The following is a 25,198-nucleotide window of genomic DNA, read 5'->3' on the forward strand; positions in this document are numbered from 1 at the left end:
CGGTCACCTCTCCTTCTGCAGTACGGACAGCGCGGCGATGAGTTCGGCCTGGGGGTCGGGATGGATCTCCAGACCGTCGAGCGGGGCCAGGCGCCGCTCGCGTTCGTTGTGCATGACCCGGTCCAGGTGCTCGTTGAGCAGCCGTCCGCCCCGGTCGCGCAGGCGCAGCGCCCCGTGGGCGCCGATCCGCTCGGCGAGCCCCTCCCCCGCGGACCGCGCCCGGCGGCCGCCGAGCAGGGCGGTGGCGACGAGGGCGGTGACGACCTCGGAGTCCGGGGCGACGCTGCGGTCGAGGTAGCTCACCTCGTCCTCGGCGTACTCCTCGAGCTCGCGCCGCCAGCGCCGTACGGCCATGCCGATCCGGTGCTCGAGGCTGGCCGACTTGGGGTCGGGGTCCGTCAGTTCGGGGGCGGCTGCGGCCGGTTCGCGCCGCCAGGCGTCGTCGACGCGCTCGTCGGCGGCGGTGACGGCGCACAGCAGCAGGGTGCTCAGGCTCTCCACCAGCGAGTCGAGGAGCTCGCCGGCGGTGCAGTCGAGCGGGAAGGCGCGCCAGCGCTTGAGGGCGTCGCCGGCGAGTACGGCGCCGGCCTGGAGCCGGGCACGCACGCGTGCGTACTCGCCGTCGTAGGCGCTGTCGACGGCGGCGGTGAGGCGCAGTGCGGCCGCGTACTGGGCCGCGGCGGCGGCGGCCAGCTCGGGCATGCGGGACTTGAGGGAGTCGAGGAGGCCGTAGGCGGTGCGGGCCATGGCCTGCTCGCGCGCCGAGGGATCCTGGGTCTGGTGGACGAGCCAGGTGCGCAGCGAGGCCACCGCGGTGGCCGGCAGCAGCCCGCCGCCCCAGGCCGACTCGGGCAGCTCGGGCACGGTGAAGCGGGGTACCTCGCCGAGGCCGGCCTTGGTGAGGAGGGCGCCGTACTGCCGCGAGACCTCGGAGACGACCTGGTGGGGCACGCGGTCGAGGACGGTCACGAGGGTGGCGTCGTACTCCTTGGCGGTGCGCAGGAGGTGCCAGGGGACGGCGTCGGCGTACCGGGCGGCCGTCGTGACCATGACCCAGATGTCGGCCGCGCAGATCAGCTGGGCGGCGAGGGCGCGGTTCTCGGCGATGAGGGAGTCGATGTCGGGCGCGTCGAGGAGGGCGAGCCCGGCCGGCAGGGTGTCGGCGGTCTCGATCCGGAGCACACGTTCGGAGTCCTCGCCAGGGAGCATCAGCTCGTCGGCGGGGTCGTGTTCGGGTACCCAGACGCGTGTGAGGTCGGGCAGTACGCGCATCCCGCTGAACCAGTGATGGTCCTCCGGATGGCAGACCAGCACCGGGTTCCGAGTGGTCGGGCGCAGTACGCCCGCCTCCGTCACGCGCCGACCCACGATCGAGTTCACGAGCGTCGACTTGCCGGCGCCGGTGGATCCTCCCACCACAGCGAGCAAGGGCGCTTCGGGCTCTTTCAGGCGGGGCACCAAATAGTCGTCGAGCTGCGCGAGCAGTTCGTCGCGGTTGGCACGCGCGCGTGGCGCCCCCGCGAGGGGCAGCGGGAAGCGTGCGGCCGCGACACGGTCGCGCAGGGCGGAAAGTGCGTCGAGCAGCTGAGGCCGTACGTCCAAGGTCACCACATGCGAAGAATGCCCAATTTTAGGGGAATTCTGAAGCATATGAGCATGTCTGCGCGCCGACAGGACACAAGGGACGGAAGGGGCGACTGAGACACAGGCACAGTCCAGGCATAACGAGTGCACAACACCCGAGGCGAGAGAGGCCAAAAGCGGTGCACGATTCGTACCTGCCTGCGATTATCAGGACCGCTTCACCGAACCTCCACATCGAGCCACGGAGGCGAAGCAACTGGGACACGGATGCGGGAGCCCTATCCTTGTCCCCGGCAACGTCACGGATCGGCCCACACCCGGGCACCACGAACGAGGCCACACACCCGGCCCCCGTAGCTCAGTGGATAGAGCAGGCGCCTTCTAAGCGCTTGGCCGCAGGTTCGAGTCCTGCCGGGGGCGCCCAGTCTCCGCCCTCCTTCGGGAGGGCGTTTTTGCTGGTCAGAGCCCGTTAAGATACGTGCAGAAGCGCGCCGAACCCTCCCTTTGCGCTGCGGGCGGAGTCCGGCGCTGTCCGGCTGTCACCGGGTTTCTGCGGGTGGCTGCGGTGAATACGCGGGGAAGCTACCGGCCTCGATCGAGCGCGGACCGGCAGCCTCAGAGCCGTCGGCTCGACCCGCACTAGCGCCGCCAGTCCGCAGGGCTGCCGATTCGAGTCACGACCGCCCACTCGCCGCTCCCGAGCCCACAGGATTCACGACCCGCTTGCTTCACCGCTCCCTGAGGGCGGGCCCTCCACTGCGTCAACTTGCCTCGCAGCACGGTCATGAATCTTCTGCGGCACTGTGGGAGCCTCCTGACGCAACGCATCCAGCTCGCTGGCGAACCGACTCAGCACATCGCGATTAGCGAATGACTGATCCGTCAATTCGACATCCATACGTCGACGAAGGCGCCCGTAGGCCAGGGCGGCTCGCCGATGCTGCTCAACCACCACGGCGTAGTTCTGGAAGGCGTGAAGCGCGGCCAGGACCGCAGCCAGCACGCTGAGCAGCCCGGCCAGAATTTGCAGGCCAACGGCCGGAGACTTGTCGATGGTCGCGAAAATTGCTGTGCCCACCACAGCCGAAAGGGTTACCGAGGAAGCGCCCAGTACTCGGCCACGGCTCTCAAACGATGCGCCGGCCCGCTCGTGCGCGACGTGCAGGATGCGCACATGCCTCCTCCACTGGTCAAGCGTCTGGTGAGCGTCCAAACCCTGCCTGCCTTTCTTACCGGAGGGCGCGCACGATGTCACGGTATGTACGCCGTCACCATGGCGCATTCTCGGCATGGCCCCGACAGGGAAGGGTGGACGCTCTTCGGAGGCGCTGAGTCTGCTCAAAGGCGGCCGAAGTCCGAGCCGCCCCATCCCGCCAGCCATGCGAAAGCGGGACACGGCTGTCACCAGGTTCCCGGCCGTGACAGCCGTGTTTACTCGGGTGCTCGCAGAGACTGATCAGCCGGTCTCAGGCAGTTCGGGGAGGTCCCCACGAGCCAGAATCCGCTGCTTGAGATCCCCCAGCTGCCCGGAGATGCTCCGGGCGTAGACGGCCAACAGCACTGGGACGCTGTTGCCCGCCCACTCGGCTACCTGCGCCGGCGGGATGCCGTCGTTGAGCCAGTTCGTCAGGCACGTGTGGCGCAGGTCGTACACCCGTTTGCCGAGCGGCGACGCGAATTCCTCCGGCGTGAGGACGTCCGTGCGGGCACTCCGCCAGGCCCGGCGGATGACCGAGCCAGCGAGCATGCTTCCCTTCTCGCCCTGGAACAGCAGATCTCCCGGCGTCAGCCCCTCCGCCTTGATGTGCTGGCGCAGGATCCCCGTAAGCGACGGATGGCCGGGCACGACACGGGTGTCGTCAGCGGCCCGCCCCTTCAGTCCGCGCTCCTCGTGGATCCCGCCGTCATCCGTCCAGTTCTTCCCCACCTCCGGCTGAGCGGTGTGGAAGAGGAGTTCACACCACTGGTCAACGGCACTTTCGTCAGGAAGACGGACGTCCGCGACCTTCATCGCCACGACCTCCTCCGGGCGCGGCCCGGCGTAGTACAACGTGGCGAAGAAGGCGTGCAGCCGCTGTCCCCCGCGAGGGCGCCGGCGCACCCATCCCAGCAGGCGCGCCGCCTGCTCCGGGTTGAGGAGAGACCGCTTGTCGACCGCGGACGACGTCTTGGGCGCGGCGCCTCTCCCCTTCGGCAGCGGGTTGGCTCGCAGGACCTTGTGCTTGACGGCGTACCCCATTGCCACGTTCAGGATTCGCCTGTTGCGTTTGACGGAGCTTGCCGCGGCTCGTGTGCCGTCCAACTTCGAGCCGACGGCCCGCAGGACATCGTCGACCTTGGCGGGGTCCTCCCATGCGGCCATGGTCAGAGTGTTGCGCTCCACCCACTTCAGGATCACGGCCACTTCGGGAGGTGCGTCCTCCCGGCGCCGGGTGTTGAACGCGTACTCTCGCAGCGCGGTGCGCACGTCGACCGGTCGGAACGCGGAAGGTGGGGTGCGCAACAGGGCGACGGTTGTCGCCATGAGTGCCTTGGCCGTGTTCTTACGGTTGTTACCGCCGGTCCGGTGCCATTGAGCGTCCACGAACTGGACGGCGAAGTCATACCAGTTCACCGCGCTCGCCCCGGACTGATGGGAGACGGGGCGTCCCGTAGCGAGGCTGAATGCCTCGCCACGGCGCGTGGCGCTGACCAATTCTGAGCGGAAGGCGTCCGCGAGAGCCTTCGTGCTGAACGGTGCTCGCCACTCTTTGCCGTCCAACTCCCACCGCACGGTGTGGGTGGTTTTGGTCTTGCCCCTGTAGACGGCCGTCTTCCAGATCTTGACGTTGTACGTCGTATCCATTAGGCGTGGTCCTCCCGGTCGTTCAGCCAGCGCTCGTAGTCGCTGCGACGGATCCGGAGGTCACCGTTGGGCAGCTTGATGCAACGCGGGGCGCGCCCCTTCGCACGCCAGTCGTAGAAGGTTGAGCGCGAGATCTTCAAGTCCTTGCAGACCTCTGCGAGCGTGAGCTTGTCGTCTCGTGACTTCGGTAGGGCTGTCGTCACAGCTCGCTCCCTTCCTCCTCCGGGCCGGACAGGCCGGACAGCTCCAATTCCGACTGTCCGGGGTGTTCGTGCTGGTCAGACGGTGTAACCGGACAGCCGGACAGTGCGGACACCTCTTGGTCGCCCTGTGTACGGGTCTCGGTGTCCGGGTAGTACCGGCCGCCGGGGTCCTTGGTGAGCTGTCCGGCGTCGGCCATGCGGTTGCAGGTGCGCCGGATCGTGTCGAGGTCGACCTGCGGCAGCTCGCCCGCCATGTCCTTGGGCTTGGCGCCGGGGTGGGCGCGGACGTAGCGCAGGATCGTGGCGCGGGTGTCGCTGACGGTGTGGTCGGTGACCGGGCCGTCCATCAAGTACCAGGCGCCGGAGGCGGGTTGGAAGCTGAGGGCGTACTCGGCTTCGTCCACGTCGCGGCCGGTGACGTGCAGGATGCCGTCCGCCTGCCCGCGCGCTCGCTTCAGTACGAGGGTGGCGTCAGCGGCGCCGGCGATGCCGTTGGTGCCGGAGACCTCCGTGAGGAAGTCCTCGGAGCCTGCCTTGCGGACGTGGTGGACCAGGACGACGGCCACCCCGTAGTGGTCGGCGAGCCGCTTGGCGTAGCCGACAGCCAGATAGTCCGCGTCATACGCCGACACACCTTGCGGGGCCTGGCCGCGCATCTTGGCGAACACGTCAATGACGACCATGCGCGCGTCGGGGTTGCGCTCCAGCCACTGGGCGATGGCCTCGGTGCCGCCCTGGGGGAAGGGCGGGCATTCGGTGACCAGGGTCAGCCCGGCGGGCGCTGGCTGGCCTCCGAGTAGCTTGCCCATGCGGGTCTGGAGACGGCGCGGGGTGTCTTCCAGGGCGAGGTAGAGCACCGGTCCGCCCTGGACGGGCACGGAGTCGAAAGCCTTGTCTCCTGCCGCGACCGACAGGCCCAGTCCGAGGGAGAGCCAGGACTTGCCGACCTTGGGCGGTCCGGCGAGCACGCTGACGCCTTCGGCGAGGATGCCGGGCACGGCCCACTTCGGCTCGGGAAAGTGCGCGGCCATGAGCTGATCAGCCGTCCAAGCTGTCCGCGGGCGCTCCCGCTTCGGCGGCGCCGTAGGGGCCGGTCCGGGGTCGCTGGGCACGGAGTACAGGTGCAAGGGCGGAATGGGGTTGGTGCTCATGCCGCGACCGTCCTCGGGCGCCGTGCTCCTGCCCGCAGACCGGAAGCGATGGTGCGCCGGGCCTCGCGCTCGCCCTGGCCGACTTGGAGCGCGGCCGTGAGGAGCCAGCCGGTCACGTCGGCTTCATTCAGCTCGCCTCCTGCAACGAGCTGTCCCAGGGCAACCGAGGCGATGTAAAGGCTGTTGTTGTGCTCGTGCGGGCCGGAGCTGGTGACCCGCTGCACTTCCCCGTTGATCGCGGAGCGGAGGAAGGCGGTGCGCCGTCCGCGGCCGGTGAGAGCGACCGCGATGGGCGTCTGCGGGGGCAGCGGGGCCGGGCGCAGGAGTTCAGCGAGCCAGCCCGGCAGCGGCGCCACGGGGGCGTTGTTGGTGACCTCGTATAGCCGTCCGGCGAAGGTGCTGCCCGCGCCGACCACGAGTCCGCCCCACGCGCGGGTGTCGACCTTCCAGCCCAGTCCGCGGGCGCTGTCCCCGGCAGTGTTACGCAGGGGCTCACCCTCTGGGGCGGCGAAGTACACGTGAGTGCCGCCACTCCAGGTGCGGACAGTGTAGGTGTCGGCGGGGAAGGGCTGGCCGTGGCGCTCGCAGAGCACGGCGAGCACGTCGGCGCCGTCGGTGACGCCGTGCTGGGCCCACGCGGCCGGCGGGGTGTCGCCGGGGTGCTTGGGCCGATCCAGGTCGATGACGACCAAGCCGGAAGGGCCGGTGGCGACGCCGACGTTGAAGGCGGCGACGGACCACGCGCGGGTGATGCGGTCCGGGTCGGTGGTGGCGCGGGTCTCCCAGTCGGAGACGGCCGGGCGCTTGTCGCCGGGGATGAGGGGGAAGACGCGCCAGTCACGCGACGCTGCGTCAAGCGCGGCGGTGAGCTGGGCAGAGCCGTCCGGGTACGGCATGCTGGGGGTTCTCCTGTTCTGTCTACGGATGGGCAGGGAGAACCGCGGCGGCGGGCGACCTTGCTGGGGAGTCCCGCCGCCGCGGCGTTGCTACTGCTTGTTGATCCAGTGGGCGTATGCCTGGCGGACATAGCCGCGCGGGTCGGTGACGGCCTCGGAGTGTTCGCCGTCGATCTCCAGCAGGCGGAGCGCGGCATTCATGGCCACCTCGGGGGCGTCGGTGTGGACGCGTGCTGTCTCGTCGTCCAGGGCCATGCGGTCCAGCAGGGCGGCTTTGCGCAGCCAGTAGTCCCGGTCAACAGCGCGGCCGTGCAGGTGCATGCGCGCGCGGTCAGCGGTCCAGCCGATCTCGCTGATGATGCTCGGGGCGAGCGCGTACGCCTCTTCCGGCGCGGGCCACACTTCCGGCTCGGGGCGGTGATCGGCGGTGACGTACAGCCGGGTGCGCTTGCCGTCGCGCGTGGGGTGCTGGCGTGCCGAGCCCGTGTCGAACGCTGTGGTCAGAGTGTGGCTGACGCGGTCGGCGTCGGCCGGGTCGCAGATGATGCGGATCTCGAACATGGTCAGATCTCCTTGCTGGTGGAGGGGAGTTCGGGCAGTCCGGCGGTTTCCACGGCCTTGAAGTCGAAGCCGGGCAGGGCGGCACGGGTGACGAGCGCTTGCGCGAGCTGTTCGGCGTAGGCGGCGCCGGTGCGGGCCACCTCGATCTGCGCTCCGGCCCGTAGAGCTTCGACACGCTCGACGTGGGCGTGTTTCTCGCGGCGCGCGCTGGTCTGCCGCTCGTACGCGACGCGCTCGCGGCGGTCGGTACGCCAGTACTGTGCGGCGAGCCCGTAGGCGATGGCGGTGGCCAGCACCCACAGCAGCAGCGGCAGGGACCACCCGTCGGCGTATCCGGCGACCCCGGCGAGGGCGAGCCCGCCGGAGGCGGCGAACGCGGTTCCGGCGAGCACGCTGTCTCCGGCGCGGCCGATGCTGGCGCACACGCCGGCCGCTGCGGCTCCGAGGGACAGCGCGGTCATGAGCACGGCGTTGCCGATGGAGTGTTCGGCGCCGTTGGCGTTCCAGATGCGGGCCAGGATCAGCACGGTGGACGTGGCCAGCGCGGGGGCGGCCTTGGGCGCGATGATGGCGAGCCAGTGCCGGGCGATGATGTGTTCGTTCACGACGGGGCTCCTCACAGTTACTTGACGGCGTCGATGACGGCGGCGGCGAGCTGGTTGATGGGTCCGGCGGCGCCGGTGGAGGCGAGGAAGAAGCCGAACCCGGCCGCGATGAAGGCGGCGCCGTAGCCGAGGGACTTGGAGCGCAGCAGGAAGAACAGGACGAGTCCGAACAGGGCCACGAGCGAGACGGTGACGGCCACGGGCGGAAATCTCCTTTGACTGTGAGCTGGGACGGTTGGTTGAATCCCGCTGGCTTCGGGGTGCTGGCAAGCTCCGGTGGCTGGCCGACGGTTGCGCCCGCCTAGCTCCTTCTCGGAGCGGGGTACGTCTCATGACGGGCACCGTCGGCCGTCTTGCGTCCGACGTCAGTGGGTGCCTTCGCGGTAGATCCGCTGGGCGCGGTTGAAGAGCCAGCGCCCGACGCGTATGCGCTTGCCGGTGGCCTTGCAGCGGCTGCAGCTCTTGCCTCGCTTGGGCCGTCCCTTGCGGTCGGTGTCCATGGCGAAGCCGAAGCCGTTGCACTTGCGACAGGTGCCGAACGGGCTGCCCGCACACAGAGCGCTGTAACCAAGAGTGACGACGAACAGGCAGGCGATAGCAAGCACGATGGGGGGCATGAAGGGCCCTTCCAGGCAGTTTCCAGGGTTTTCGCAGGTGAGGTGCTACGCACTAGATCGCAGATCAGGTGCTATATGGGGTGCTAGCGGGGGTGCTACCGGTAGCAGGGTGTGGTGCTACCGGTAGCAGTGCCTCGGGCTAGGCGGCGCCCCGTTTCTCGTCACGCTCCGCAATCGCCTTTGTGAGGTCGGCGCGGGCGATGCCGCGGCGGGTGGTGCGGGTTCCGTCGTCGGTGGTCCCGGCCACGTCGCGGGTCTTGATGCCGTGCGGCTTGAGCGCGGAGGTGACGTTCTCGCCCTTCCAGCCGCCGTAGACCTCCGGCCGCAGCTCAGCCAGCCGGGCGGCGATCCGCTCGTTCCACACCCGCTCTTCCGACGGCGGCACGATGACGGCGACGTCGGCGAGCAGGTCGTAAGACGGGCCCGACGTGCTCTCGGCTTCCTCCCCAAGCGCGTGGCCGGACAGGGTTCCTGCGGCCTTGCGCAGCGCGTGCGCGCGCTGGGCGATGGCGTGGGTGGCGTTGTCGTCCAGGTAGGCGGTGCGCACCACGACCGGCAGCGCGGTCGCGCCGGCGAGGTAGCCGTTACCTGCGTCGATCTCCGGGCGGAACGACGTGGCGCGCACACCGTTCTTGTACGCCGACGTGCCAAGGATCATGTCGTTCTCGACCTGCCCGGCGACCTTGAGGGCGAAGCGGATGGACACGTTGCCGCTGATCCCGGTCGGGAGAGAGTCCTTGTCCGGGCGCTGCGTGGCCAGGATCAGGATCACACCCAGCGCGCGGCCGAGCTTGATGATGAACTCGGCGTCGTCACCTGCCTGTTTGCCGTACTTGGGGTGGGCGAACAGGTTCTGGCACTCATCGAACACGCCGACCAGCGGCCAGAGCTTGAGCGAGCGCTTGTCGGCGATGGTGCGGGTGACGCGCTTGTCCGGGCACAGGTCCCTCGGCAGCTTCTTGATCGCAGCCGCGCGGCGCATGACTTCCTCGCGCAGCAGCTTCAGCGAGTCGGCCGCGTACTTGATCGAGTCGTCGTCGATGCCGGAGACGAACCGGTGGCTGACGCATTCGAGGGAGTCCAGGTCGCCGGTGCCCTTGTTCTCGTGCAGCCACAGTTCCACGGACGGGTCCATGGCGGCGCCGCAGGACAGCACGCGCACGGAGGCGGTCTTCCCCTGGCCGGGCAGCGAGCCGATCAGGATGTTGTGCTGGATCATCGGCACGGACTGAGCCCGGCCGCGCGGGTCGATTCCGAACGGGACACGCTTGAAGATGTCGTGCTTTGACGCGTTGGCGAGCGGCCACTTGACGATGCCGGTCTTGGACAGGTCCCGGTCCCCCACCCACAGGATGAGCCGTCCCTCGTGCTCGCTGGGGTCGGCGTCCGGCCACACGCAGCCCAGCGGGCGGCGAAGTCCCGAGGCGAGTCGGGCGCGCCGGTCGGCCACGTCCGCCACGGTGACGCCCAACGGCAGGTCGATGTCCGCGCGCCAACCGGGCCCCTCGCGGGTGATCGGCGCGACGAACTTGATGCCGTCCTGGCCCTTGGCCACCGCGGAGGCGATCTGGCCGATGCCGATGGACGCCATGGCCTTGACCACGATGTCGCTGGTCAGCTTCTGCACCTCGGTCTTGATGACCGCGCGGGTGGCGAGCGGCGCATCCGCCGGCGCACCCAGCCAGCCCAGCGTCAGCACAGCGACCACGGCGGCGATGACCTGCGTCATCGTTTCGGCGCCGAACACCAGGAACAGGGTCATGCCCAGGGCGACCACGGCGGCGAGGATGGTGACGAGCATCCGCAGCCGCACCCGGCGGTCACGCTGCCGCGAGAGCTTCAGGTACAGCTCGGAGTTCTCCCGGCGTGCCTCCGCCTGACGTAGCGGCTCGCCTTCCGCGTCGACGGCCCACCGGCCGATCCTGCCGAGGGTGTTGGCCAGTCCGCGCGGGGAGCGCCAGACGAGTTTGGGCACGTACAGGAACGGCACGCGGACCGCGTGGAAGGCGATGGTGTGCCAGGCGTGCCCGGCCAGCCACCGCATCGCGTCGGCGAACTCCGGGCCCGACTTCACCCACGCGGGCAGGACGTCCAGCCGCTTGGAGCCACGGATGCGGTCGATCAGACCGGGGCCCGACTGAGTCGGCGCCGCACGGTCGACCAGAGCCGGGCCGGAGTCGTCCGACTCCCCCTCGTTCGGGTCGGCCGACTCGGTCGGCTTGGGGTCGGCCGACCGGTCGGGGCCGGAGTCGGGCGACGCGTCGGGCGTGCGGTCGGCCGACTCGCCACGGGCCGACCGGGCCTTGTCCAGGTCGACCACGGCGCCCGCCGGGTCGGCGACCATCTCGGCTTCCAGTCGGTTGAAGAGTTCGTTGTCGTCGTCGGGGTGTTTCACTGAGACTTCCTTCTCTCTGGGAGGGATGCGGGGCCCGGCCGCTGCTTTGGTCGGTTTGGGACCGGGCCCCGTACCGGTGTTCAGGCGGCGCGCTGTTCCTCGGGGTAGGCGCAGAGGATGCACATCCCGAGCGAGGGCGGGATGCAGTAGCTGAAGGTGATCCGGCACTCAGGGCAGGTGCGGCGGGCGAGCATCGCCAGGGCGAGCGCACCCCACTTGCGCGACGTCATCGGCCGCACCGGCTTCGCACGGTCGACGCGGTACAGGTAGGCGACCTGCACCCCGGCCTTACGGCCCCGGTGGGTACGCATCACCTGAGCGGCGACCGGCTGCCCACCCGGCCGCAGCCCGCAAGCGCGCAGTTGGCGGCGGGTGGCGTAGCCGTCGGGGGCGAACTGCCACGGGTACGTGGGGATACCGAAGCGGGCTCCGGAGGGGTCGAAGCACTGGCCGTAGGCGGACATCAGGCAGCCACCCCCACCACGGGCACCTCGGCACGGGCGCCGGCACGTCCGGCACGCCGTCCAGTGACCGTGGCGAGCAGCCGTCCCAGCCCCGCCCGGCGGCTTCCGGCACGCCCCTGCTTGGCCGCGTACATCGCCTCATCGGCCCGCCGCAGCAGCCCGGACAGGTCATCCGCGGGGAAGTCCGCGGCGCGCACCCAGCCGAGAGAGACCGTGGTGTGTACGGCGGGGTCCTGGCTGTCGGCCGGGCGGGCGAGCACGCCGTGCAGGACAGCGAGCATGTCGGCGGCGGTGCCGTGGTCGTCGATCAGGACGGCGGCGAACTCATCGCCCCCGAGCCGCCCCGCCACCCCGGACCGTCCGGCGTGGTGGGCGAGCCGGTCGGCGGTCGCCTTCAGCAGCACGTCTCCGGCCGCATGGCCGAAGGCATCGTTGATCTGCTTGAAGCGGTCGACGTCGGCCAGCACCACAACCGCGCGCGGGTCCTTCAACAGTGCTGTAGCCCGGCGGGTGAACGCTTCGCGGGTCCGTAACCCGGTCAGGGGATCGCGGCGGGCGACGTTCAGGCGCCGCCGCAGCCACAGCGTGTGGGCCGTCCAGCCGGAGGCGACCGGGGCTGCCGCGACCAGCATGCTCAGCCAGGTGTTCATGCCGCTGCCCCCTCGGTCCCCTCGTCGGCGTCGACGGAGTGCAGGCGGCGGCCCTCGGCCCGCTCGTTCAGCAGCAGATCGCGCAGCACGCGGGAGTTGGCAGCGGAGCAGTGCAGCGTGGTCCGGATGGCTTCCGCGTTGATCGCGTCATCGGCCCACTCGGCCGTGGCCTGGCGCGCCTCGGTGAGCAGTTCCGCCGGGGTCCGCGGCGGCTTGCCAGGCTTGGCCTTGCCCTTGGTGCTGGCCGGGCGCTTAGGCGGCGCCTTGGGCGCCTCCGGCTTCGGCTCCCCGGTCTCCTGCGCCGGCTCAGGCGGGATGTCCTCGCTCGTCGGGGCCAGTTCGCCCAGCTTCAGTAGCACGCGTTCCGGACGCGGGGTCTTCGACCGCCACCGCCGACCGTGCCGCTCGCGCAGCCGGGCGCGGGCCAACTGGCGTTCCCGCTCCCGCTTCAGAGCCTCCGAGTAAGAGGTGATCTCCCACAGCGTCATCCGCCGCCACAGGGCGAACGTCGACAGCGGCGCCAGCATCCAGCGGGAGAACCGCACTTTCTCCATCCGCCGGCCGGTCGCGGCGCCGATCCGTACGGCGTAGACGTGGGCGCCGATCTCGGAGAACACCACCCACAGCAGCGGCATCGTGCCGTGCGCGACCTTAGCCCATAGCGAGTGCCCGGCGGCGACGTTCAGCCCGCACGTGACCAGCGTCAGCACCCACGGCACGAACCGCACCCACGCCAACGCCATGTCCATCCGGATCAGCAGCAGGTTGGCCACGGTGAACACCGGAATGGCCACGTCGATCCCGACCGGCAGCATCCACGGTTCCCCGAAGCCCCACCGGGCCGCGGCAGAGGAGACCGCGTCGAACGAGGCGATCAGCCCCAGGGCGCCGACCCCGGCCGCGGCGAGCGCGCCGAGCCCGGCAAGGCCCATCTCGGGGCGTGTCAGCGGCGGCACAGTCGGCCGCGTCGTCTCGGTTGTGGTCGTCATGCCGCCGCTCCCTTCCGGGAGCTCCGGCGACGCCTCGCCGGGCGGGCCAGCGGGACGACGTTGAACAGCTCCGGGGCGTGCGCCTCGATCACCTCGGCAGCGATGCGGGCCACGTCGTCCGGCAGGCTGCGGTACTCCGGGTCGGCGAGGATGTGGCGCGCCGCGTCCAGGCGAGCAGCGCGCTCCTCGTCCGTCTCGCCCTCGGCCCCGAGCCACAGCTCAACTGGGGTGCCAAGGGAGAGTTCCACGAAGTCTTCGGCGGAGACAGCCTGTTGATGGCCGATGTACGTGCGCATGGTGCTCTCCTGAGTCGATGTGGCAGGGAGAGCCCGGCGGTGGGCGACCTTGCTGGGGAGTCCCACCGCACGAGCAGATGCGATACATGCTTGAACGTGTATCTCACCGTGGCGCACTCAATCACGGCTGTCAAGCCCAGTGCCGTTCTCGGAGTGCCGCGCGATGTGACTTCAGGTTGCCGTGGGGACCCGGGACGAAGTCACCGCACCCCTGGACGACTTGGGACGTCCTCGATAGCGTTCGGGAGGTCGAGTACGTCCCTGGACGTCCCTGGGGGTTGGGATGGCGAACGAGCGCTTACGGTCGGCGATGCTGACGCATGGGATCACGGTCGACGCCATGGCGACCCACGTGGGGGTGGACCCGAAAACTGTCGAGCGCTGGATCACACAGGGACGCGCGCCCTATCGGCGCCACCGCCTTGCCATCGCCGCATTCCTACAGGAAGACGAGACATACCTCTGGCCGAACGGCCTTCCTGACAGCCAGCGGCAGGACGCAGCCGACGCTGAGGTCCTGAAGGTGTACCCGCACCGCTCCTACGTCCCTCCGGAACTCTGGCTGCAACTCTTCGGCCGGGCGGAGCGGGAGATCGGCGTACTCGTCCACGCGGGCGTGTTTCTGGCGGAGAACCCACGGTGGCCCCAACTACTGAGACAGAAGGCGTCGTCCGGCGTGCGTGCCCGGATCCTGCTAGGCGACCCAGATAGTCCAGAGATCCGACGACGCGGGGAAGAGGAGGAGATCGGCGAAGGAGTCGCTTACAAGGTGCGCGAAGTCATGAAGCTCTACAGTCCGCTGTACTCGGTCCCGGGCATCGAGTTCCGGATGCACAGGTCAACTCTCCACAATTCCCTCTATCGCTCCGATGACGAGTGGCTGGTCAACACGCAGGTGTACGGCGTGAGCGCCCCCTTGACCCCGGTGCTCCACCTCCGCCGTGTCGCTGGCGCCCAGCTGGTCTCGACGTATCAGCAGAGCTTCGAGAAGGTGTGGTCCGAAGCCCTCCCCATCGAAAGGCCCTCATGAGTCGCCGCACCGACTACTTCAACGATCCCGCCGCTCCGAAGGCAAACAGCATCGTGCCCGCGGTAACCGCGTTCGTCGTGAACGACGCGGGTGACGTACTTCTGGAGCGACGTTCAGACAACGGCCGCTGGGGCATGCCAGGGGGCGTGCAGGAGATCGGAGAGAACATCGCCAGTACGGTCGTCCGCGAGGTGCTGGAGGAGACAGGGATTCAGGTCGAAGTGATTGGCCTGGTCGGGATTTTCACCGATCCCGGCCACATCATCGCCTTCGCAGATGGAGAGGTGCGTCAGGAGTTCTCGCTCTGCTTCCGAGCCCGGCCGGTCGGTGGCGAGATCAAGGTGAGCTCAGAGTCCTTCGCAGTGCGGTGGGTCCCCAGAGCAGAGCTGGACTCTCTCGATATCTCGCCGACGACGCGTCGCCGCCTCGAAGAGGGCTTCCGAAACGCTGAGGTCCCTCTGATCAGCTGAGCTTCGCCATCACAGCCTCAGCACGCTGCCGTACCCGGGCCACCCTTGCCATGAGCTCGGGCCGGGCCGCGGATACCGCCCGGAAGACGACGTGCTCGGGACCGTACCGCTCCAGAACCTCCGAGAGCCGCTCGGCAGGGTCCACTAGATCCCCGACCGGACCACTGGTCAGGTCGCAATAGGTGATCGCGTCTACCAACTCGGGTTCGGTCGGCCCAAATTCGCTGAGCGCATCCTCCAGTCCAAGTTCAGATGCCTCCCATGAGGAGGATGTGTGGAAGGCCACGATGCTGCACAGCCGCGGGTCAGCCCCAACGACGTCGCGCAGGTACCGGGCGCCGTCGATCATGTGCTGCCCTGTGTCCACGGCGGCCTGGGCATAGCCGATGTCATGCGCGATGGCAGCGGCCGCCAACAGCTCGGCGTCCTCGCCCAGCGCCGGCGCCAGGGTCAGCGCCTGGGAGTAGACCCTCTGAGAGTGAGCCCATCGCCTCGGCAGGCTGTCAGCCAACAGCGACTCAGCAAGGGCATGGGCCCACTTGGTCAGTTGCATTTTCTACTGCCTCCGAGGCAATCGGGAGTTCAGGAAGGAGAGCTGACGAACCGGCCAACCCCATGTCTTGCCTCGATGTGACCGGCGGTCTCCAGTTCACGCACGGCACGGCGAACCGTGCCGCGAGAGACCCCGTACTTCTCGACCAGGGCCGCTTCGCTCGGAAGACGTGTGCCGGCAGGCAGGTTGCCCTTCCGAATCTGCTCTAGCAAGTCCGCCATGATCTGTTCGTACGGCGCGGCCCCAGCGCCCCCGGGAACACTGCGGCCAACACCAGCGACGGTCCTGATGTCCCCTGATTCTTCGAGGGCACGCAGAGCACGCCGAACCGTCGAACGGGCCACCCCGAACTCGCGCCCAATCGCGGCCTCGGACGGCAACCCGTCCAGATAGGCTCCAGCAGCGATCCGCTCGCGCAACGTCTGAGAGATCACCTGATACGTCCCGCGTGGGCTGGGGCTCGGCACGCATTCCTCCTTCGGACACCATCGCGTTCCAGCTTCCCATGCACGCTCGCGCCTGTGGGGTGTCCCGGCTGTCCGGCTGTCCGGTTACGCACCTCACCTGCACAAACAGGCCGGACAGCCCAAAGTGCCGGTGTCCGGGCTGTCCGGTCATAGACGGCTGTAACACTCACCGGGTGTTACAGCCCGTCGGCGAAGCCGACCTCTCAATCGACGTAGGAGCCGGAGGCGAGTTCCGATCTGCTCTCCTCCCGAAGGATGGGCAAGGGGGCATCGAGTTTCCCTACTTGATCAAGGGCTCGCTTCGCTCGCCGTTGCTCCCGGCCTCCTGAACTGTAAGCAGTCCGATCACAGATCGAAGGTGCCGCGCACAGCGCGGCGGCGCCGGTCGACCGGGGTAAGGGTGAGACGGCCCAGCCGAGGTCAGAACAGTGCCTCCGGCGGGGAATCGGCCGGCACCGGGATGGCGGGGCCGCCGTTCCCGGCTGCGAGTCCGTTGTGGCCTGCGCAAGGTGCTCCCATCCAGGTCGTTCGTACAGTGGCGCGCTCCACCTGGACGCCATGGACCACGCCCGCTCCACGGTGTGTGGGTCGACGGCGGACGGGATGGGAGCTGGGGTGAGTGGCGGGTTGAGGTGGCTGCGCGGGTGTGGTCAGGGAGAGACGCCCGAAGCGACACAAAGCCGGTCGCTTGCCTAACTAACCCTGTCGAGGCGTGCCCTCTCTAAAGCATGAACGTCTTCCTCTTTTTAAGCGTGGAATCTTCGAGCAAGAGAGCGTAAAAAAACTCCTCGAAGTACGGCAGCCCCAAATTTTGGCTCGCCTGCTCGGCTCGCGCGCAAAGAACTGAAATCGCGTACCGCGCCAACTTGGCACATAGAAACGTGCTCTCCTTTGCGACGAACTCACTGTCGCGAGTCATTCGCGCCAAGTCTTCGAAGCTGCTGAGAGGCCCTCCCGTTGCATCAGTGAATCTGATCTGTACTCGATTCCCAACCTCGTCGTCCACGAATTTCGCCCACTGCACATCTTGGGTCCTACTCCTGGTTGCCAGGAGTGGAATACCGACTTCTGTGAACCATCTGGCCACAGGGTCCGTGGTAGGTTCCTTGCCGGTAAGTACGTCGATGTTGTAGTACCGCGCCCCACGTGCGAAATCAGAAAGGACGGAGACCGCTGCGTTGACTATCGGGCCGTCTGGCGCCTCCCAGACTCGCGCGTCGGGCTCCAGTTGTCCACGCACGCCAGCTAGACCAACAATCAAGTCGGTGAGGCGATGCCCATATTTCTGAGCGTACTTCTCATTGCTAGGAAACGTTCCATACTCTACGCAATGATCAACAATTAGGGCGAGCTTCATTACTCGCTCCAGGCCGATTGTGTACTCGAAGAAAGCTCCATAGTAATGCTTCGGTTCGGCGAAATTCGCCTTTCGCATACTGGCCAAACCGCTACCAAGGCAATAGGAAGCGAGACCGGCTTCATGCACAAGGGGGGTCCAATGTGTGGATTCCACGCGGGCTCTCCTGGTCAATGATTCTTACTCTTGCTTTGCCGCATTGTGCCAGCCGACGCAAGAGCGCGCAGGGTATTTCGGGGAATGCCGGATCACCGGCGAGGTCATCAGTCGCCAGCGCTTCAAGGTTTCCATACGTAGAGGCGGCGCGCCGAACGCCATAGCGTTGGCGGAGATCACGGCCATGCCGCTAGGGATGGACCTCCCAGCCCTCGGGGCCTTCGTCGGTGGGGAGGCCATCTGGCACGCCGCCCACAACCACCAGGTCAAGGTCCGGCTCGATGAGTGGCTGACAGCCGACGAGTGATCGCCAATGGGCCGTCTCTGGGTCGTCCGAGGCCGCTCAGTGGCGACCGGTGACGACTACTAACCGACTCTGAACCCACCCAACCGTGAACGGTTCGACCGATTCTGCGCAGGGTGAGGAGACGAGCATGGACGATGACAGGCAGTCTGGCGCCCGCAGTGTGTCCAGCACTGCCCGAGTGTCAGACCGGGTAGCTACCGTCATGGGACCTGGACAGCGAGTGAGGGGGAGCCTTGGCCAAAGTTCTTGCAACCAAGAAGACGGAACGAGCCGGCGTCAACGCCTTCAAGTCGATCATGGAAGCTGCTGGACACATTGTTCAGGAGATCGACGGCGGCAACGACTACGGTGAGGACTGCTACCTCAGCTTTACGGAACTCGGTCGCCGCACTGGGGACTTAGCTGCCGTGCAGATCAAGAGCGGCGTGAAGTACCGGAGAGCTGTCGGCTACGCAATCCCCTGCCGGGATCACATCGAAGACTGGACGAAGAGCAGGATTCCAGTACTTGGGATTGTGTACGACCCGGAAATGCGTGCCTGCTACTGGGTGAACTTGACGGAATACTTGCGTCGCGAACTCAGCAAGGGGAAAAGGCCAAAAAGTGTACCTGTGAATGAAGAGGCGATCCTAGAGGGAGAAGGTGTCGACGATCTGACAAAGGCTCTCCGCCAATACATCAGCGAGACAATGGGGGAGGGTGGAAAATCGTACCGTGGAGTGCGCGGTGCGATCAATAAGGCGATCGACGAGCGAAAGCACAGGGGGGAGCAACATTTCGCGTCGGCTCCAATCGGAGGCCATCCAATTCCGGTCTTTGAAGCCGAAGCAGATTTTCTCGAACGGCATCCAAATTTCTTGCCGCGCCTTTTTACGATTCTCGTCTATTTGATCATGATTGTGACTCATGCGGCCATGCTTCCCGGCCTATATGAAGCCGCTGGCATCAAGTATGGCGACTTCATGAGAGTCAGTTGGCTGGCCAACTACTACGGGCTGATCTGGTTCCTTCTAATGATCGGCCGAAAGGACAGCCACCGCAGCCGGGCCGCCATATTGCGATATTCCGCCTACGTCGTGATGTGCAGCGGTTGGTACGTGGCGATGGGGCGGTACCTTTCACCCCCGCCTTGGCCAGTCTCAGCAGATTTCGAGTTGAGCTACTTGGCCGCAATTCCCCAGGTAACGAAGTTGGCTGTAATTCTCATCGGCGGTCACTACCTGACCCTCGAATTCAGTCGCCGTCGCCGGATCGCCAAGGTACGGGAATTAAGGGCAGAAACAAGGGAGGATTGATTCTGACGCCGACTGCAGCCTAGGAGGATTGGAAGACAGGCCGGTGCAGTTGTCTACGAGCTGGGAGCCGGACGACCTCACCGCCGGCCGTCGTCCTGCCCGAGGGAATGCCCAGACATGCGCCGCAGCCCGGACTACCACCCAGGCCCTGCTTCTGTCACTGGCCCTCCGTAGGACGGGGAGAGCCGATGCCCTCGACCGCCCATATGGTCTTGCGTCGTTGGACGAGGGAGTCTGTCGGGCACACGGCTCGGCAGCGCTGCCAGCGGAGCGTCCGACACGCCCCCGACACAGTCTGTGTCGCCTCGGCTGCATCATCCGCTCCGTAGCTCCGGAACCGTGTTCCTTAGAAGCTGTGTCACATCCTCTTTCCGCAGCCCACGGGCGTAAAGGCTGGTGGTGATCCCGTTTGCCGTTCGGTTGGGCGTCGATGGTCGCTGTTCCGAACACAGCGGCAGTGCGCTGGGCCCCTTCTAGCGGCTCCACAACGTCTCTGACATCGACAACCGCGGTCAGATCGTGACTACTACGACGAAGCCGGCTTCAGCCCCCGACGGCAACGTCCCCGCAGGCACGGTTCACGGCTTTATGTGGAGGGGAGACACTACGGCAGCTTCAACGTTCCGGGATCGATGTTCACTCAGGGGTTCGGGATCAATGATCGCGGCCAGATCGACACGGCTACTACGACGCCGCAGGCCCAACATCGTCTACGGCATCAACGACCGCGTTGAGAGCATCCTGCCGGATCCCTCGAGCCGCCCACCTGCTACCCATCGCGCGCTGACCCGGGTGTCCTGGCCCGACGGAAGGTAAGAGTCTGCTTCAGTGGGTTCAGAAGAGGAAGGTACGGCCCTGGGGCACGGAAACGTCGGCATCGGGGAACAGAACGGAATACGAGGTCACGTCGAGGGGCTGACGAGTCGGAAACACACGGACGGTACGGAGGTGTGGACACAGGCGCGACAACTGTGACAATTCTTCGTCGCCGGTGACGTTCAGCAGGTACAGAGTCTCGACGTTAGTCAGCTCAGGTATCTCCGTGGAGGAGGACACGAAGCCCACGTCGATTGCCAGACGGGTGAGTGAAGGGAGCCGTGCCATCTCTGACCAGTCCTCCGGGTTCAGTGGGGCGGTCCCTTCCCTGAGGTCGAGGTAATCCAGCGCCGTCCACCGACTCAGACCGCGCAGACCGGTGTCCATGAATGCTTGCCCGCCCAGGCCCAGCATCGTCAATGGAGCGCCCTGGGGAAAGGCAGCCAGCCCTCCCGGCACGAAGGTCTTTGTGACCGTGAGCGACTGCAGTGTGTCTAGCCGGTCGAGTCCCGACAAGTCGGTGAGGTCGTGTAGATACACCTCCTCCAAGCCGAGTTCGGCAAGAGGAGTCAGGTCGCGTACTTCCGGGCAGCCCATCACGCCCACGCGGTTGAGCGAGCCCAGGGCCGTTAGCGGGCGCAGGTCGCGCACCACGGGGTTGGTCGACAGGCCGATCTTCTCTACGCCGCTGGGCAGCGCGCTCATGATGTCCGCGATGTGATGGGGGCCGTCGATACCGAGGCGCATCCGAGGGCCGATGCGAGGCAGGGCGTGCAGTGCCTCGGGCGAAGTGACGGTGATGTAGAAGTCGTGGGAGTCGACATGGGCCAGCACCTCGTCGGCGTACGTCACCACGTCGAAGCGCTCCCATGCCCGCGCCAGACTGACTCGTACCCACACATCCTGGTGCTGGCGATATCGGGCCAGCAGCGGCACCGCTGCGTCCGTCCCCACCAGCCCGGCCGTTTGCGTCACTAAGTCAGCCTGCGAATCGGACAATCCCTCTGGCCCCGGCAACAACTCCAGCACCAATGGTCCGACTTCAGCCAGCTCCCGGGCCTCCTCCACTGTCTGGGGAGGCAGCAGCGCTGCCGCTTGCTCTTCGACCCGTCGTCGTACCGCCGGGTCCAGTTCCGTGGCGTGCTCCAGGCAGGCCACCGCCAGCAGGTGGACGCGCTTGTCCGAGGATGCCGTCAACAGTTCCAGCAGGTCGGCCCGCTCATGCGGCCTTGCCTGTGCCACCGCCATGCGGATCACGTCCGCCCACTGGTCGTCGGCGGCATGCTCCATCAGCAGGCCGAAGTCGCCGGCTTCCACGGCCGCCCGTGCACCCAGGTAGTCCTGGAACGTGCGGTGCACGAAGTGGATCGTGTCAGGGGCGGGCGAGAGCAGTAGGCCGGTGCGGATCAGAAAGTGACGCAGTACAGCGTGGGCGTCCCCGAGTACCTGCGCCGCCGGGACCGCCGGGAGGATCTCCGCGATGACGCTCTCCGCCCGGGTGCGGTCCATTTCCGTATGACCGTTGCGGATGAGCCAGTGGGCAAGCCGCTGGAGGAGCTGCAGTTGGGGCTCCTCGCTCAGTTCCGGGCCTGTCATGTCGCGCTCGCGGTCGCGCCGGACGAGGAGCATGGAAAGGGCGGAGTCGTACAACTCCTTGCGGCCGTACGGGAGGTACCCGCGCCGGTCGCGGTGCAGGGCGCAGATCAGCCCGCACAACAGGGGGTTGGTAGCGAGACGGCCCAGGTCGGGCTTGGTGCGGACGGCGTCGAGGAGTTGAATCTCATAGGAGGTCAGCAACGCGTCCTCGTCGGGGGCCCCGATGGCGGCCGCCCGGTGCCAGCGTCTGATGAATGAGGCCACGTCCGCAGTGCTCATCGCGGAGAGACTGAGCTCGGTGAAGCCGTCGGCGGCGAGCCAGTCCTCTCGGACGGCCGCGGGGCGCGAGGTGACGAGCCAGCGATTGCCGGGGAACGCCTCCACGAGGTCACTCAGCCAGGTGCGGGCACGGTCGCGCTCGGACTCCGGGACCTCGTCGAGACCGTCCACCAGGACGAGTCCGCGGCCGGTGGCCAGAACGCGGTTCTCCCAGCCCTCCGGCTGTGTGCCAGCCAGCGGACAGCCGACGGCGGAGAGGAAGCGCGCGGGGGCCGGGAGACGCTCGCCGTGCCGGGTGAGGGTGCGCAGGGGAAGGACGAACGGGATCCGGCCAGTGAGGTAGGCCATGCGGTCGGTGGGGCCGGTCGCCGCCGACACCGCGAGCCACTGGATCAGCGTCGTCTTGCCCGAGCCCGCACCCCCGCGCAGGAGCACGCGGTCGTGGTCGGACAGTGCCTGGTCGGCGGGCGGGGAGACGGGGGCGGCAGACGCCGGTCCGAAGTTCGGTTCGTCGCCGTGTCCGATCACGTCCAGGCTGAGGTAAGCGGCGTCCAGCGGCCAGCGGCCAGGAGAGTTACTGAGATCGATGCCGTAGATCGTGAGCTTGCCGTGCTTCTTGGCGACGTACTCGAGATAGCCGCGTTCGAAAGCGGTGTCCCGGTAGCCCGGGCGAGGAGTGCGAGCCAGCAACTCATCCACCTTGGCGATGAGCTCAGCCTGCGTTCGGGTCTGTTCCACCAGGGTGCGCGCCACGAATGTGGAGCGGCGCGTGAAGAACTCCAGGATCTGCAGGCACGCCCACTCGGTCGCAGAGCCAAGGAAGAAGCAGGCGTCGCTTGAGAGTCCGTCCGGTGCGGGTGACTGATCGTGCAACTGCTTGGCCAGCTCACGGTGGCCAAGCCGTACGGCCTGGACGTCGTCCATGTCCAGATCGCCAAGGGCGAGCAGTATGCGGGCGAGGGCATGGGCGACGGCGGCCTGTTCCGTGGCCCGGAAGGGCGGTTCGCCGGGCGAGTCGACCGCTTGTCGGACCAGGTGTTCTGCGAGTTTGTGCACGTCCTTCTCGTCCAGCGTGCGTTTCTCGCCCCGGAACGACACCAGGTCCTTCAGCCGTACGGGCTTGTCGACCAGGCCCGCGCCCGGCCCATCTGCCACGAACAGCTTCTTAACCAGTGAGCCGACAACGCTGGACGCCAGTTTGCCGCCGAGTACCGCGGGCTCCATCGCCACCCCCCGTGATGCATGCGAACGGATGGAGCCTAACCGGCGGATAGGACAACTAGACCCCAGCGATTTGTCATGCTGGGCTCAGACACAGCTTCTTAGGTCCGCCTTGCGCATGAACACATCGGCGAGCAGGGACGCTGACGGCCTGGTGGAAGTTCTAGCGGCAAGGATCCCAGGGGGAGGCAAGCGGTGTCCCAGCCGAGCAACCGTCGGGAAAAGCCGTGAGCCAGTCGTCCTCATCGGTATCGAGCGGAGCGGCTGCTAGTGACTCAGCGGGAATGACAGGGGCTGCCGAGGGCAGCGTGGGCGCAGTCGTCCAGTGATCGAGGTAGCCATGTACTTCGCCACAGACATTCCAGGGTGGTTCAAGGACCGTGCCATCCTTGCAAACCGCCGTGGAACCGTGGGTCGACTCAGGATCCTCGGGACCGACAACGACGGTGTAGACAACGCTGGTGACCAGCACAACGGCGAAGAGCACCAGGCCGACAGCCTTCAACCCGACAATGGCCTTGACGACTGTCTCCATGGCTCATCTTCTCGTTCCACGGGGGCCGGCGCCATGAGTTAGGCGCGATGGGCTGTGGGCACGTGGGTCAACTCGCAATAGAAACGCTCCGCAGTGCCAAGGTCTCTGCCCCTGGTCGGGAGCAGACCAGGGGCGCATGTGAAGGTCGGAGAGCGGGGGCGGAATCTTCGATTCCGGTGAATGTGCGGTGAGGTAGGACGCCCGGACAGGGTGACGCCAAAGAACGCCCAGGTCAGGCGAGCCATGATGCGAGAGTGCAAAGCTCTCTTCTAAGCGCTTGGCCGCAGGTTCGAGTCCTGCCGGGGGCGCCCCTCTCTCCGCCCTCCCCTTGGGAGAGCGTTTTTGCTGGTCAGATGCGGTTTCATCAGGCACGGCCGGGCGGCTTCTCGGGTGCGGTTGCCCCCTGGCAAAGTCGGTGGGTGTCCGGCCGGAGACGTTTTCGTCCGGCCCTCGGCGACGGTTCTTCCCGAAAACCTCCCGAAGTTTCGGCGCGGTCTCTGACCGTCGAACCGCTCACCCACGCCACGGTCTGCGGTCGGCCACAAGCATTGCCCTCGGCCGCGCAGACGGCCGCCGCCGTCATGGACGGCGGCTGGCGCTCGCCCACGCTGCGTTGACGCTCCCTGACGGTGGCAGGTGCCATTGCCACGACGGATGAAAACACTTTGGCGGGCCGCCTCCGAGCTGCGACGATGCAGCTGTTTCCCGCACGGAGGGCGCCTTTGTTCGTTTTCATTTGTGCGCGCTGCGGTGCCGAGCTGACAGTCACCTTGTCCCAGGTCTCCCTTCCGCCCCATGCCCGTCAGAAGTACGGGAATGGGGTCCAACTACCGGTGCTCATGGAGTCAGGGACCTTTGCCGTGGACCCGGACCCATGGGGCGGGCCGTGGCGGATGTGGGACGAGATCGATCCGGGCGAGGCGGAGGCACGCGGCATCTACGCGCCGGTCTACGCCCTGTCCGACAGCACGCCCGGGGCGATCGTCATCGCTCCCGGTGATATCCGCGGGACCCGGTTGATTCCCGAGAAACGTGGCGGTGCCTGCTGTGGCCTCGATGGGGCCGAGGGGCCCAACATGGCCTGCGAGGTGTGCGACCTGCCCGTGGCAACAAGGGTCGACGACTGCTCGCTGTGGCAGGCGGTGCGGCTCAGCTCAGACGCCGTGCGCCGCGTCCTCGTCGACGGTGTCCACACCGCGCTGTTCTCCTGGACGGAATTGGTGGAGAGGGCGGAGAGCACACCCCCGTTCGAGCCGATTGGCACATGGGGAGGCCGGTCTGGGTCTCGCCACTACTGGTCGTGGAGTCCTCAATGGGAGGCGGCAGCCGGCCAGGCGCTCGCCCACCTGTTGGTGGCCTCCGAAGGGCAGCCGGTGAAGGTCCCGGGCGGTCTGACCGCGGACGTGTTCCAACGCGCGCTCGACGTCTTGCTGCCCGCAGGCCCGCCAACGCGGCACGCCGTCCTGGCCGGGCCGGGAGAACCCTCCGCCAGTGCGGGCGTCGACATCCTCCTCGTACCGGTCCATCCCCAGACGGGTCAGACCTGGACCCCCGCCGGCCCGGCCGCATCGGCATATCCGGTGCCCCTGCCGCTGGGGGTGTGGCTGTGGCTGGTCTCCCCCGAGCCGTACTTGTCTGTTCCCGCGTCGGGCGGCGTACCCGAAGACGTGCTCCGCGACGACCCGCTCCCGCCGCGCCCCAACCACCTGTTCCGGGCCGACCGGGGCAGGTTCGAGCACACCTTGGTCCGGCTACCAGCCGTTCGCAGCCCGTGGATACGCACGATCCTCGAGAACCTCACGCAGGGTACGGCGGCCGACATCTTCTAGCCGTATGGCAATCGAACAGCGCCACCCTCCG

24 protein-coding genes and 1 tRNA gene are annotated in these 25,198 nt (G+C 67.4%); 5 read left to right on the top strand and 20 right to left on the bottom strand.

Annotation, left to right across the window (positions count from 1 at the left end; all coding sequences use genetic code 11):
* Positions 1–3: 3 nt before the first annotated feature.
* The gene (locus tag ACIRD7_RS12270; RefSeq protein ID WP_403452666.1) at positions 4–1,611 is read right to left on the bottom strand and encodes a dynamin family protein; all 1,608 of its coding nucleotides are present in this window, start codon (positions 1,609–1,611) and stop codon (positions 4–6) included.
* Between the two features lie 320 nt (positions 1,612–1,931).
* Here ACIRD7_RS12270 and ACIRD7_RS12275 point away from each other — a divergent pair.
* Positions 1,932–2,004, top strand: a tRNA-Arg gene (locus ACIRD7_RS12275).
* A 292-nt stretch (positions 2,005–2,296) separates the two neighbouring features.
* Here the strand turns inward: ACIRD7_RS12275 and ACIRD7_RS12280 are convergent.
* The 14 genes from ACIRD7_RS12280 to ACIRD7_RS12345 all read right to left on the bottom strand — a co-directional run bounded on the left by ACIRD7_RS12280 (position 2,297) and on the right by ACIRD7_RS12345 (position 13,256).
* Positions 2,297–2,965 (bottom strand): SLATT domain-containing protein, encoded by a 669-nt coding sequence (locus tag ACIRD7_RS12280; RefSeq protein ID WP_403453072.1) that lies wholly within the window; start codon positions 2,963–2,965, stop codon positions 2,297–2,299.
* A 75-nt stretch (positions 2,966–3,040) separates the two neighbouring features.
* Complete coding sequence (locus ACIRD7_RS12285; protein WP_403452668.1) at positions 3,041–4,429, bottom strand: tyrosine-type recombinase/integrase; 1,389 nt, start codon at positions 4,427–4,429, stop codon at positions 3,041–3,043.
* A complete protein-coding gene (locus ACIRD7_RS12290; RefSeq protein WP_403452671.1) occupies positions 4,429–4,632 on the bottom strand; it encodes a helix-turn-helix transcriptional regulator in 204 nt (67 codons plus the stop codon). Before ACIRD7_RS12290 ends, ACIRD7_RS12285 begins: the two co-directional genes overlap by 1 nt.
* Positions 4,629–5,783 (bottom strand): AAA family ATPase, encoded by a 1,155-nt coding sequence (locus tag ACIRD7_RS12295; protein WP_403452673.1) that lies wholly within the window; start codon positions 5,781–5,783, stop codon positions 4,629–4,631. Before ACIRD7_RS12295 ends, ACIRD7_RS12290 begins: the two co-directional genes overlap by 4 nt.
* Positions 5,780–6,679 (bottom strand): bifunctional DNA primase/polymerase, encoded by a 900-nt coding sequence (locus ACIRD7_RS12300; RefSeq protein WP_403452676.1) that lies wholly within the window; start codon positions 6,677–6,679, stop codon positions 5,780–5,782. The genes ACIRD7_RS12295 and ACIRD7_RS12300 overlap by 4 nt, the downstream gene beginning before the upstream one ends.
* A 90-nt stretch (positions 6,680–6,769) precedes the next feature.
* A complete protein-coding gene (locus tag ACIRD7_RS12305; RefSeq protein ID WP_403452678.1) occupies positions 6,770–7,240 on the bottom strand; it encodes a hypothetical protein in 471 nt (156 codons plus the stop codon).
* Positions 7,241–7,242: 2 nt separating this feature from the next.
* Positions 7,243–7,845, bottom strand: a complete 603-nt coding sequence (locus ACIRD7_RS12310) for a hypothetical protein (RefSeq protein WP_403452679.1) — start codon at positions 7,843–7,845, stop codon at positions 7,243–7,245.
* Between the two features lie 17 nt (positions 7,846–7,862).
* A complete protein-coding gene (locus tag ACIRD7_RS12315; RefSeq protein ID WP_403452681.1) occupies positions 7,863–8,045 on the bottom strand; it encodes a hypothetical protein in 183 nt (60 codons plus the stop codon).
* A 165-nt stretch (positions 8,046–8,210) separates the two neighbouring features.
* Entirely contained in the window at positions 8,211–8,462 is a 252-nt protein-coding gene (locus ACIRD7_RS12320; protein ID WP_403452683.1) for a hypothetical protein, read from the bottom strand.
* A gap of 139 nt (positions 8,463–8,601) precedes the next feature.
* Positions 8,602–10,857: a cell division protein FtsK gene (locus ACIRD7_RS12325; RefSeq protein ID WP_403452684.1), complete on the bottom strand. Its 2,256-nt coding sequence runs from the start codon at positions 10,855–10,857 to the stop codon at positions 8,602–8,604.
* A gap of 80 nt (positions 10,858–10,937) precedes the next feature.
* On the bottom strand, positions 10,938–11,321 hold the full coding sequence (locus tag ACIRD7_RS12330; protein ID WP_403452686.1) for an RRQRL motif-containing zinc-binding protein: 384 nt from the start codon (positions 11,319–11,321) through the stop codon (positions 10,938–10,940).
* Entirely contained in the window at positions 11,321–11,971 is a 651-nt protein-coding gene (locus ACIRD7_RS12335) for a GGDEF domain-containing protein (RefSeq protein WP_403452688.1), read from the bottom strand. Before ACIRD7_RS12335 ends, ACIRD7_RS12330 begins: the two co-directional genes overlap by 1 nt.
* Positions 11,968–12,960, bottom strand: a complete 993-nt coding sequence (locus ACIRD7_RS12340) for a DUF2637 domain-containing protein (protein ID WP_403452690.1) — start codon at positions 12,958–12,960, stop codon at positions 11,968–11,970. The genes ACIRD7_RS12335 and ACIRD7_RS12340 overlap by 4 nt, the downstream gene beginning before the upstream one ends.
* Entirely contained in the window at positions 12,957–13,256 is a 300-nt protein-coding gene (locus ACIRD7_RS12345) for a hypothetical protein (RefSeq protein WP_403452692.1), read from the bottom strand. The genes ACIRD7_RS12340 and ACIRD7_RS12345 overlap by 4 nt, the downstream gene beginning before the upstream one ends.
* A 340-nt stretch (positions 13,257–13,596) precedes the next feature.
* Here ACIRD7_RS12345 and ACIRD7_RS12350 point away from each other — a divergent pair, with 340 nt between their 5' ends.
* Positions 13,597–14,286 carry an XRE family transcriptional regulator gene (locus ACIRD7_RS12350; RefSeq protein WP_403452694.1) on the top strand — a complete coding sequence of 230 codons (690 nt, stop codon included), beginning with the start codon at positions 13,597–13,599 and terminating at the stop codon, positions 14,284–14,286.
* Positions 14,283–14,756 (top strand): NUDIX domain-containing protein, encoded by a 474-nt coding sequence (locus ACIRD7_RS12355; RefSeq protein ID WP_403452696.1) that lies wholly within the window; start codon positions 14,283–14,285, stop codon positions 14,754–14,756. The genes ACIRD7_RS12350 and ACIRD7_RS12355 overlap by 4 nt, the downstream gene beginning before the upstream one ends.
* Here ACIRD7_RS12355 and ACIRD7_RS12360 read toward each other — a convergent pair.
* The 3 genes from ACIRD7_RS12360 to ACIRD7_RS12370 form a co-directional block, all read right to left on the bottom strand.
* Positions 14,749–15,309, bottom strand: coding sequence for an HD domain-containing protein (locus ACIRD7_RS12360; protein ID WP_403452698.1), 561 nt, complete (start codon positions 15,307–15,309; stop codon positions 14,749–14,751). The two genes, ACIRD7_RS12355 and ACIRD7_RS12360, sit on opposite strands and share 8 nt — an antisense overlap.
* 29 nt (positions 15,310–15,338) lie before the next feature.
* Positions 15,339–15,776 carry a GntR family transcriptional regulator gene (locus ACIRD7_RS12365; protein WP_403452700.1) on the bottom strand — a complete coding sequence of 146 codons (438 nt, stop codon included), beginning with the start codon at positions 15,774–15,776 and terminating at the stop codon, positions 15,339–15,341.
* 721 nt (positions 15,777–16,497) lie between these two features.
* Entirely contained in the window at positions 16,498–17,289 is a 792-nt protein-coding gene (locus ACIRD7_RS12370) for a hypothetical protein (RefSeq protein ID WP_403452701.1), read from the bottom strand.
* 540 nt (positions 17,290–17,829) lie between these two features.
* Here ACIRD7_RS12370 and ACIRD7_RS12375 point away from each other — a divergent pair.
* The gene (locus ACIRD7_RS12375) at positions 17,830–18,891 is read left to right on the top strand and encodes a DUF4365 domain-containing protein (protein WP_403452703.1); all 1,062 of its coding nucleotides are present in this window, start codon (positions 17,830–17,832) and stop codon (positions 18,889–18,891) included.
* 834 nt (positions 18,892–19,725) lie between these two features.
* Here the strand turns inward: ACIRD7_RS12375 and ACIRD7_RS12380 are convergent.
* Positions 19,726–22,806 (bottom strand): NACHT domain-containing protein, encoded by a 3,081-nt coding sequence (locus tag ACIRD7_RS12380; RefSeq protein WP_403452704.1) that lies wholly within the window; start codon positions 22,804–22,806, stop codon positions 19,726–19,728.
* 160 nt (positions 22,807–22,966) lie between these two features.
* The gene (locus ACIRD7_RS12385) at positions 22,967–23,338 is read right to left on the bottom strand and encodes a hypothetical protein (protein WP_403452706.1); all 372 of its coding nucleotides are present in this window, start codon (positions 23,336–23,338) and stop codon (positions 22,967–22,969) included.
* Between the two features lie 722 nt (positions 23,339–24,060).
* Here ACIRD7_RS12385 and ACIRD7_RS12390 point away from each other — a divergent pair.
* Positions 24,061–25,167: a hypothetical protein gene (locus ACIRD7_RS12390; RefSeq protein WP_403453073.1), complete on the top strand. Its 1,107-nt coding sequence runs from the start codon at positions 24,061–24,063 to the stop codon at positions 25,165–25,167.
* Positions 25,168–25,198 lie beyond the last annotated feature (31 nt).

It is taken from the genome of Streptomyces sp. NPDC093568, assembly GCF_044764945.1.
GTDB lineage: Bacteria > Actinomycetota > Actinomycetes > Streptomycetales > Streptomycetaceae > Streptomyces.

Bases quoted from the DNA above. Each gene is read 5' to 3' on its own strand.
- ACIRD7_RS12360 (WP_403452698.1), bottom strand. From the start codon at position 15,309: ATGCAACTGACCAAGTGGGCCCATGCCCTTGCTGAGTCGCTGTTGGCT.
- ACIRD7_RS12385 (WP_403452706.1), bottom strand. From the start codon at position 23,338: ATGGAGACAGTCGTCAAGGCCATTGTCGGGTTGAAGGCTGTCGGCCTG.
- ACIRD7_RS12320 (WP_403452683.1), bottom strand. From the start codon at position 8,462: ATGCCCCCCATCGTGCTTGCTATCGCCTGCCTGTTCGTCGTCACTCTT.
- ACIRD7_RS12335 (WP_403452688.1), bottom strand. From the start codon at position 11,971: ATGAACACCTGGCTGAGCATGCTGGTCGCGGCAGCCCCGGTCGCCTCC.
- ACIRD7_RS12340 (WP_403452690.1), bottom strand. From the start codon at position 12,960: ATGACGACCACAACCGAGACGACGCGGCCGACTGTGCCGCCGCTGACA.
- ACIRD7_RS12305 (WP_403452678.1), bottom strand. From the start codon at position 7,240: ATGTTCGAGATCCGCATCATCTGCGACCCGGCCGACGCCGACCGCGTC.
- ACIRD7_RS12355 (WP_403452696.1), top strand. From the start codon at position 14,283: ATGAGTCGCCGCACCGACTACTTCAACGATCCCGCCGCTCCGAAGGCA.
- ACIRD7_RS12280 (WP_403453072.1), bottom strand. From the start codon at position 2,965: ATGGCTGGCGGGATGGGGCGGCTCGGACTTCGGCCGCCTTTGAGCAGA.
- ACIRD7_RS12380 (WP_403452704.1), bottom strand. From the start codon at position 22,806: ATGGAGCCCGCGGTACTCGGCGGCAAACTGGCGTCCAGCGTTGTCGGC.
- ACIRD7_RS12300 (WP_403452676.1), bottom strand. From the start codon at position 6,679: ATGCCGTACCCGGACGGCTCTGCCCAGCTCACCGCCGCGCTTGACGCA.
- ACIRD7_RS12295 (WP_403452673.1), bottom strand. From the start codon at position 5,783: ATGAGCACCAACCCCATTCCGCCCTTGCACCTGTACTCCGTGCCCAGC.
- ACIRD7_RS12285 (WP_403452668.1), bottom strand. From the start codon at position 4,429: ATGGATACGACGTACAACGTCAAGATCTGGAAGACGGCCGTCTACAGG.
- ACIRD7_RS12345 (WP_403452692.1), bottom strand. From the start codon at position 13,256: ATGCGCACGTACATCGGCCATCAACAGGCTGTCTCCGCCGAAGACTTC.
- ACIRD7_RS12330 (WP_403452686.1), bottom strand. From the start codon at position 11,321: ATGTCCGCCTACGGCCAGTGCTTCGACCCCTCCGGAGCCCGCTTCGGT.
- ACIRD7_RS12350 (WP_403452694.1), top strand. From the start codon at position 13,597: ATGGCGACCCACGTGGGGGTGGACCCGAAAACTGTCGAGCGCTGGATC.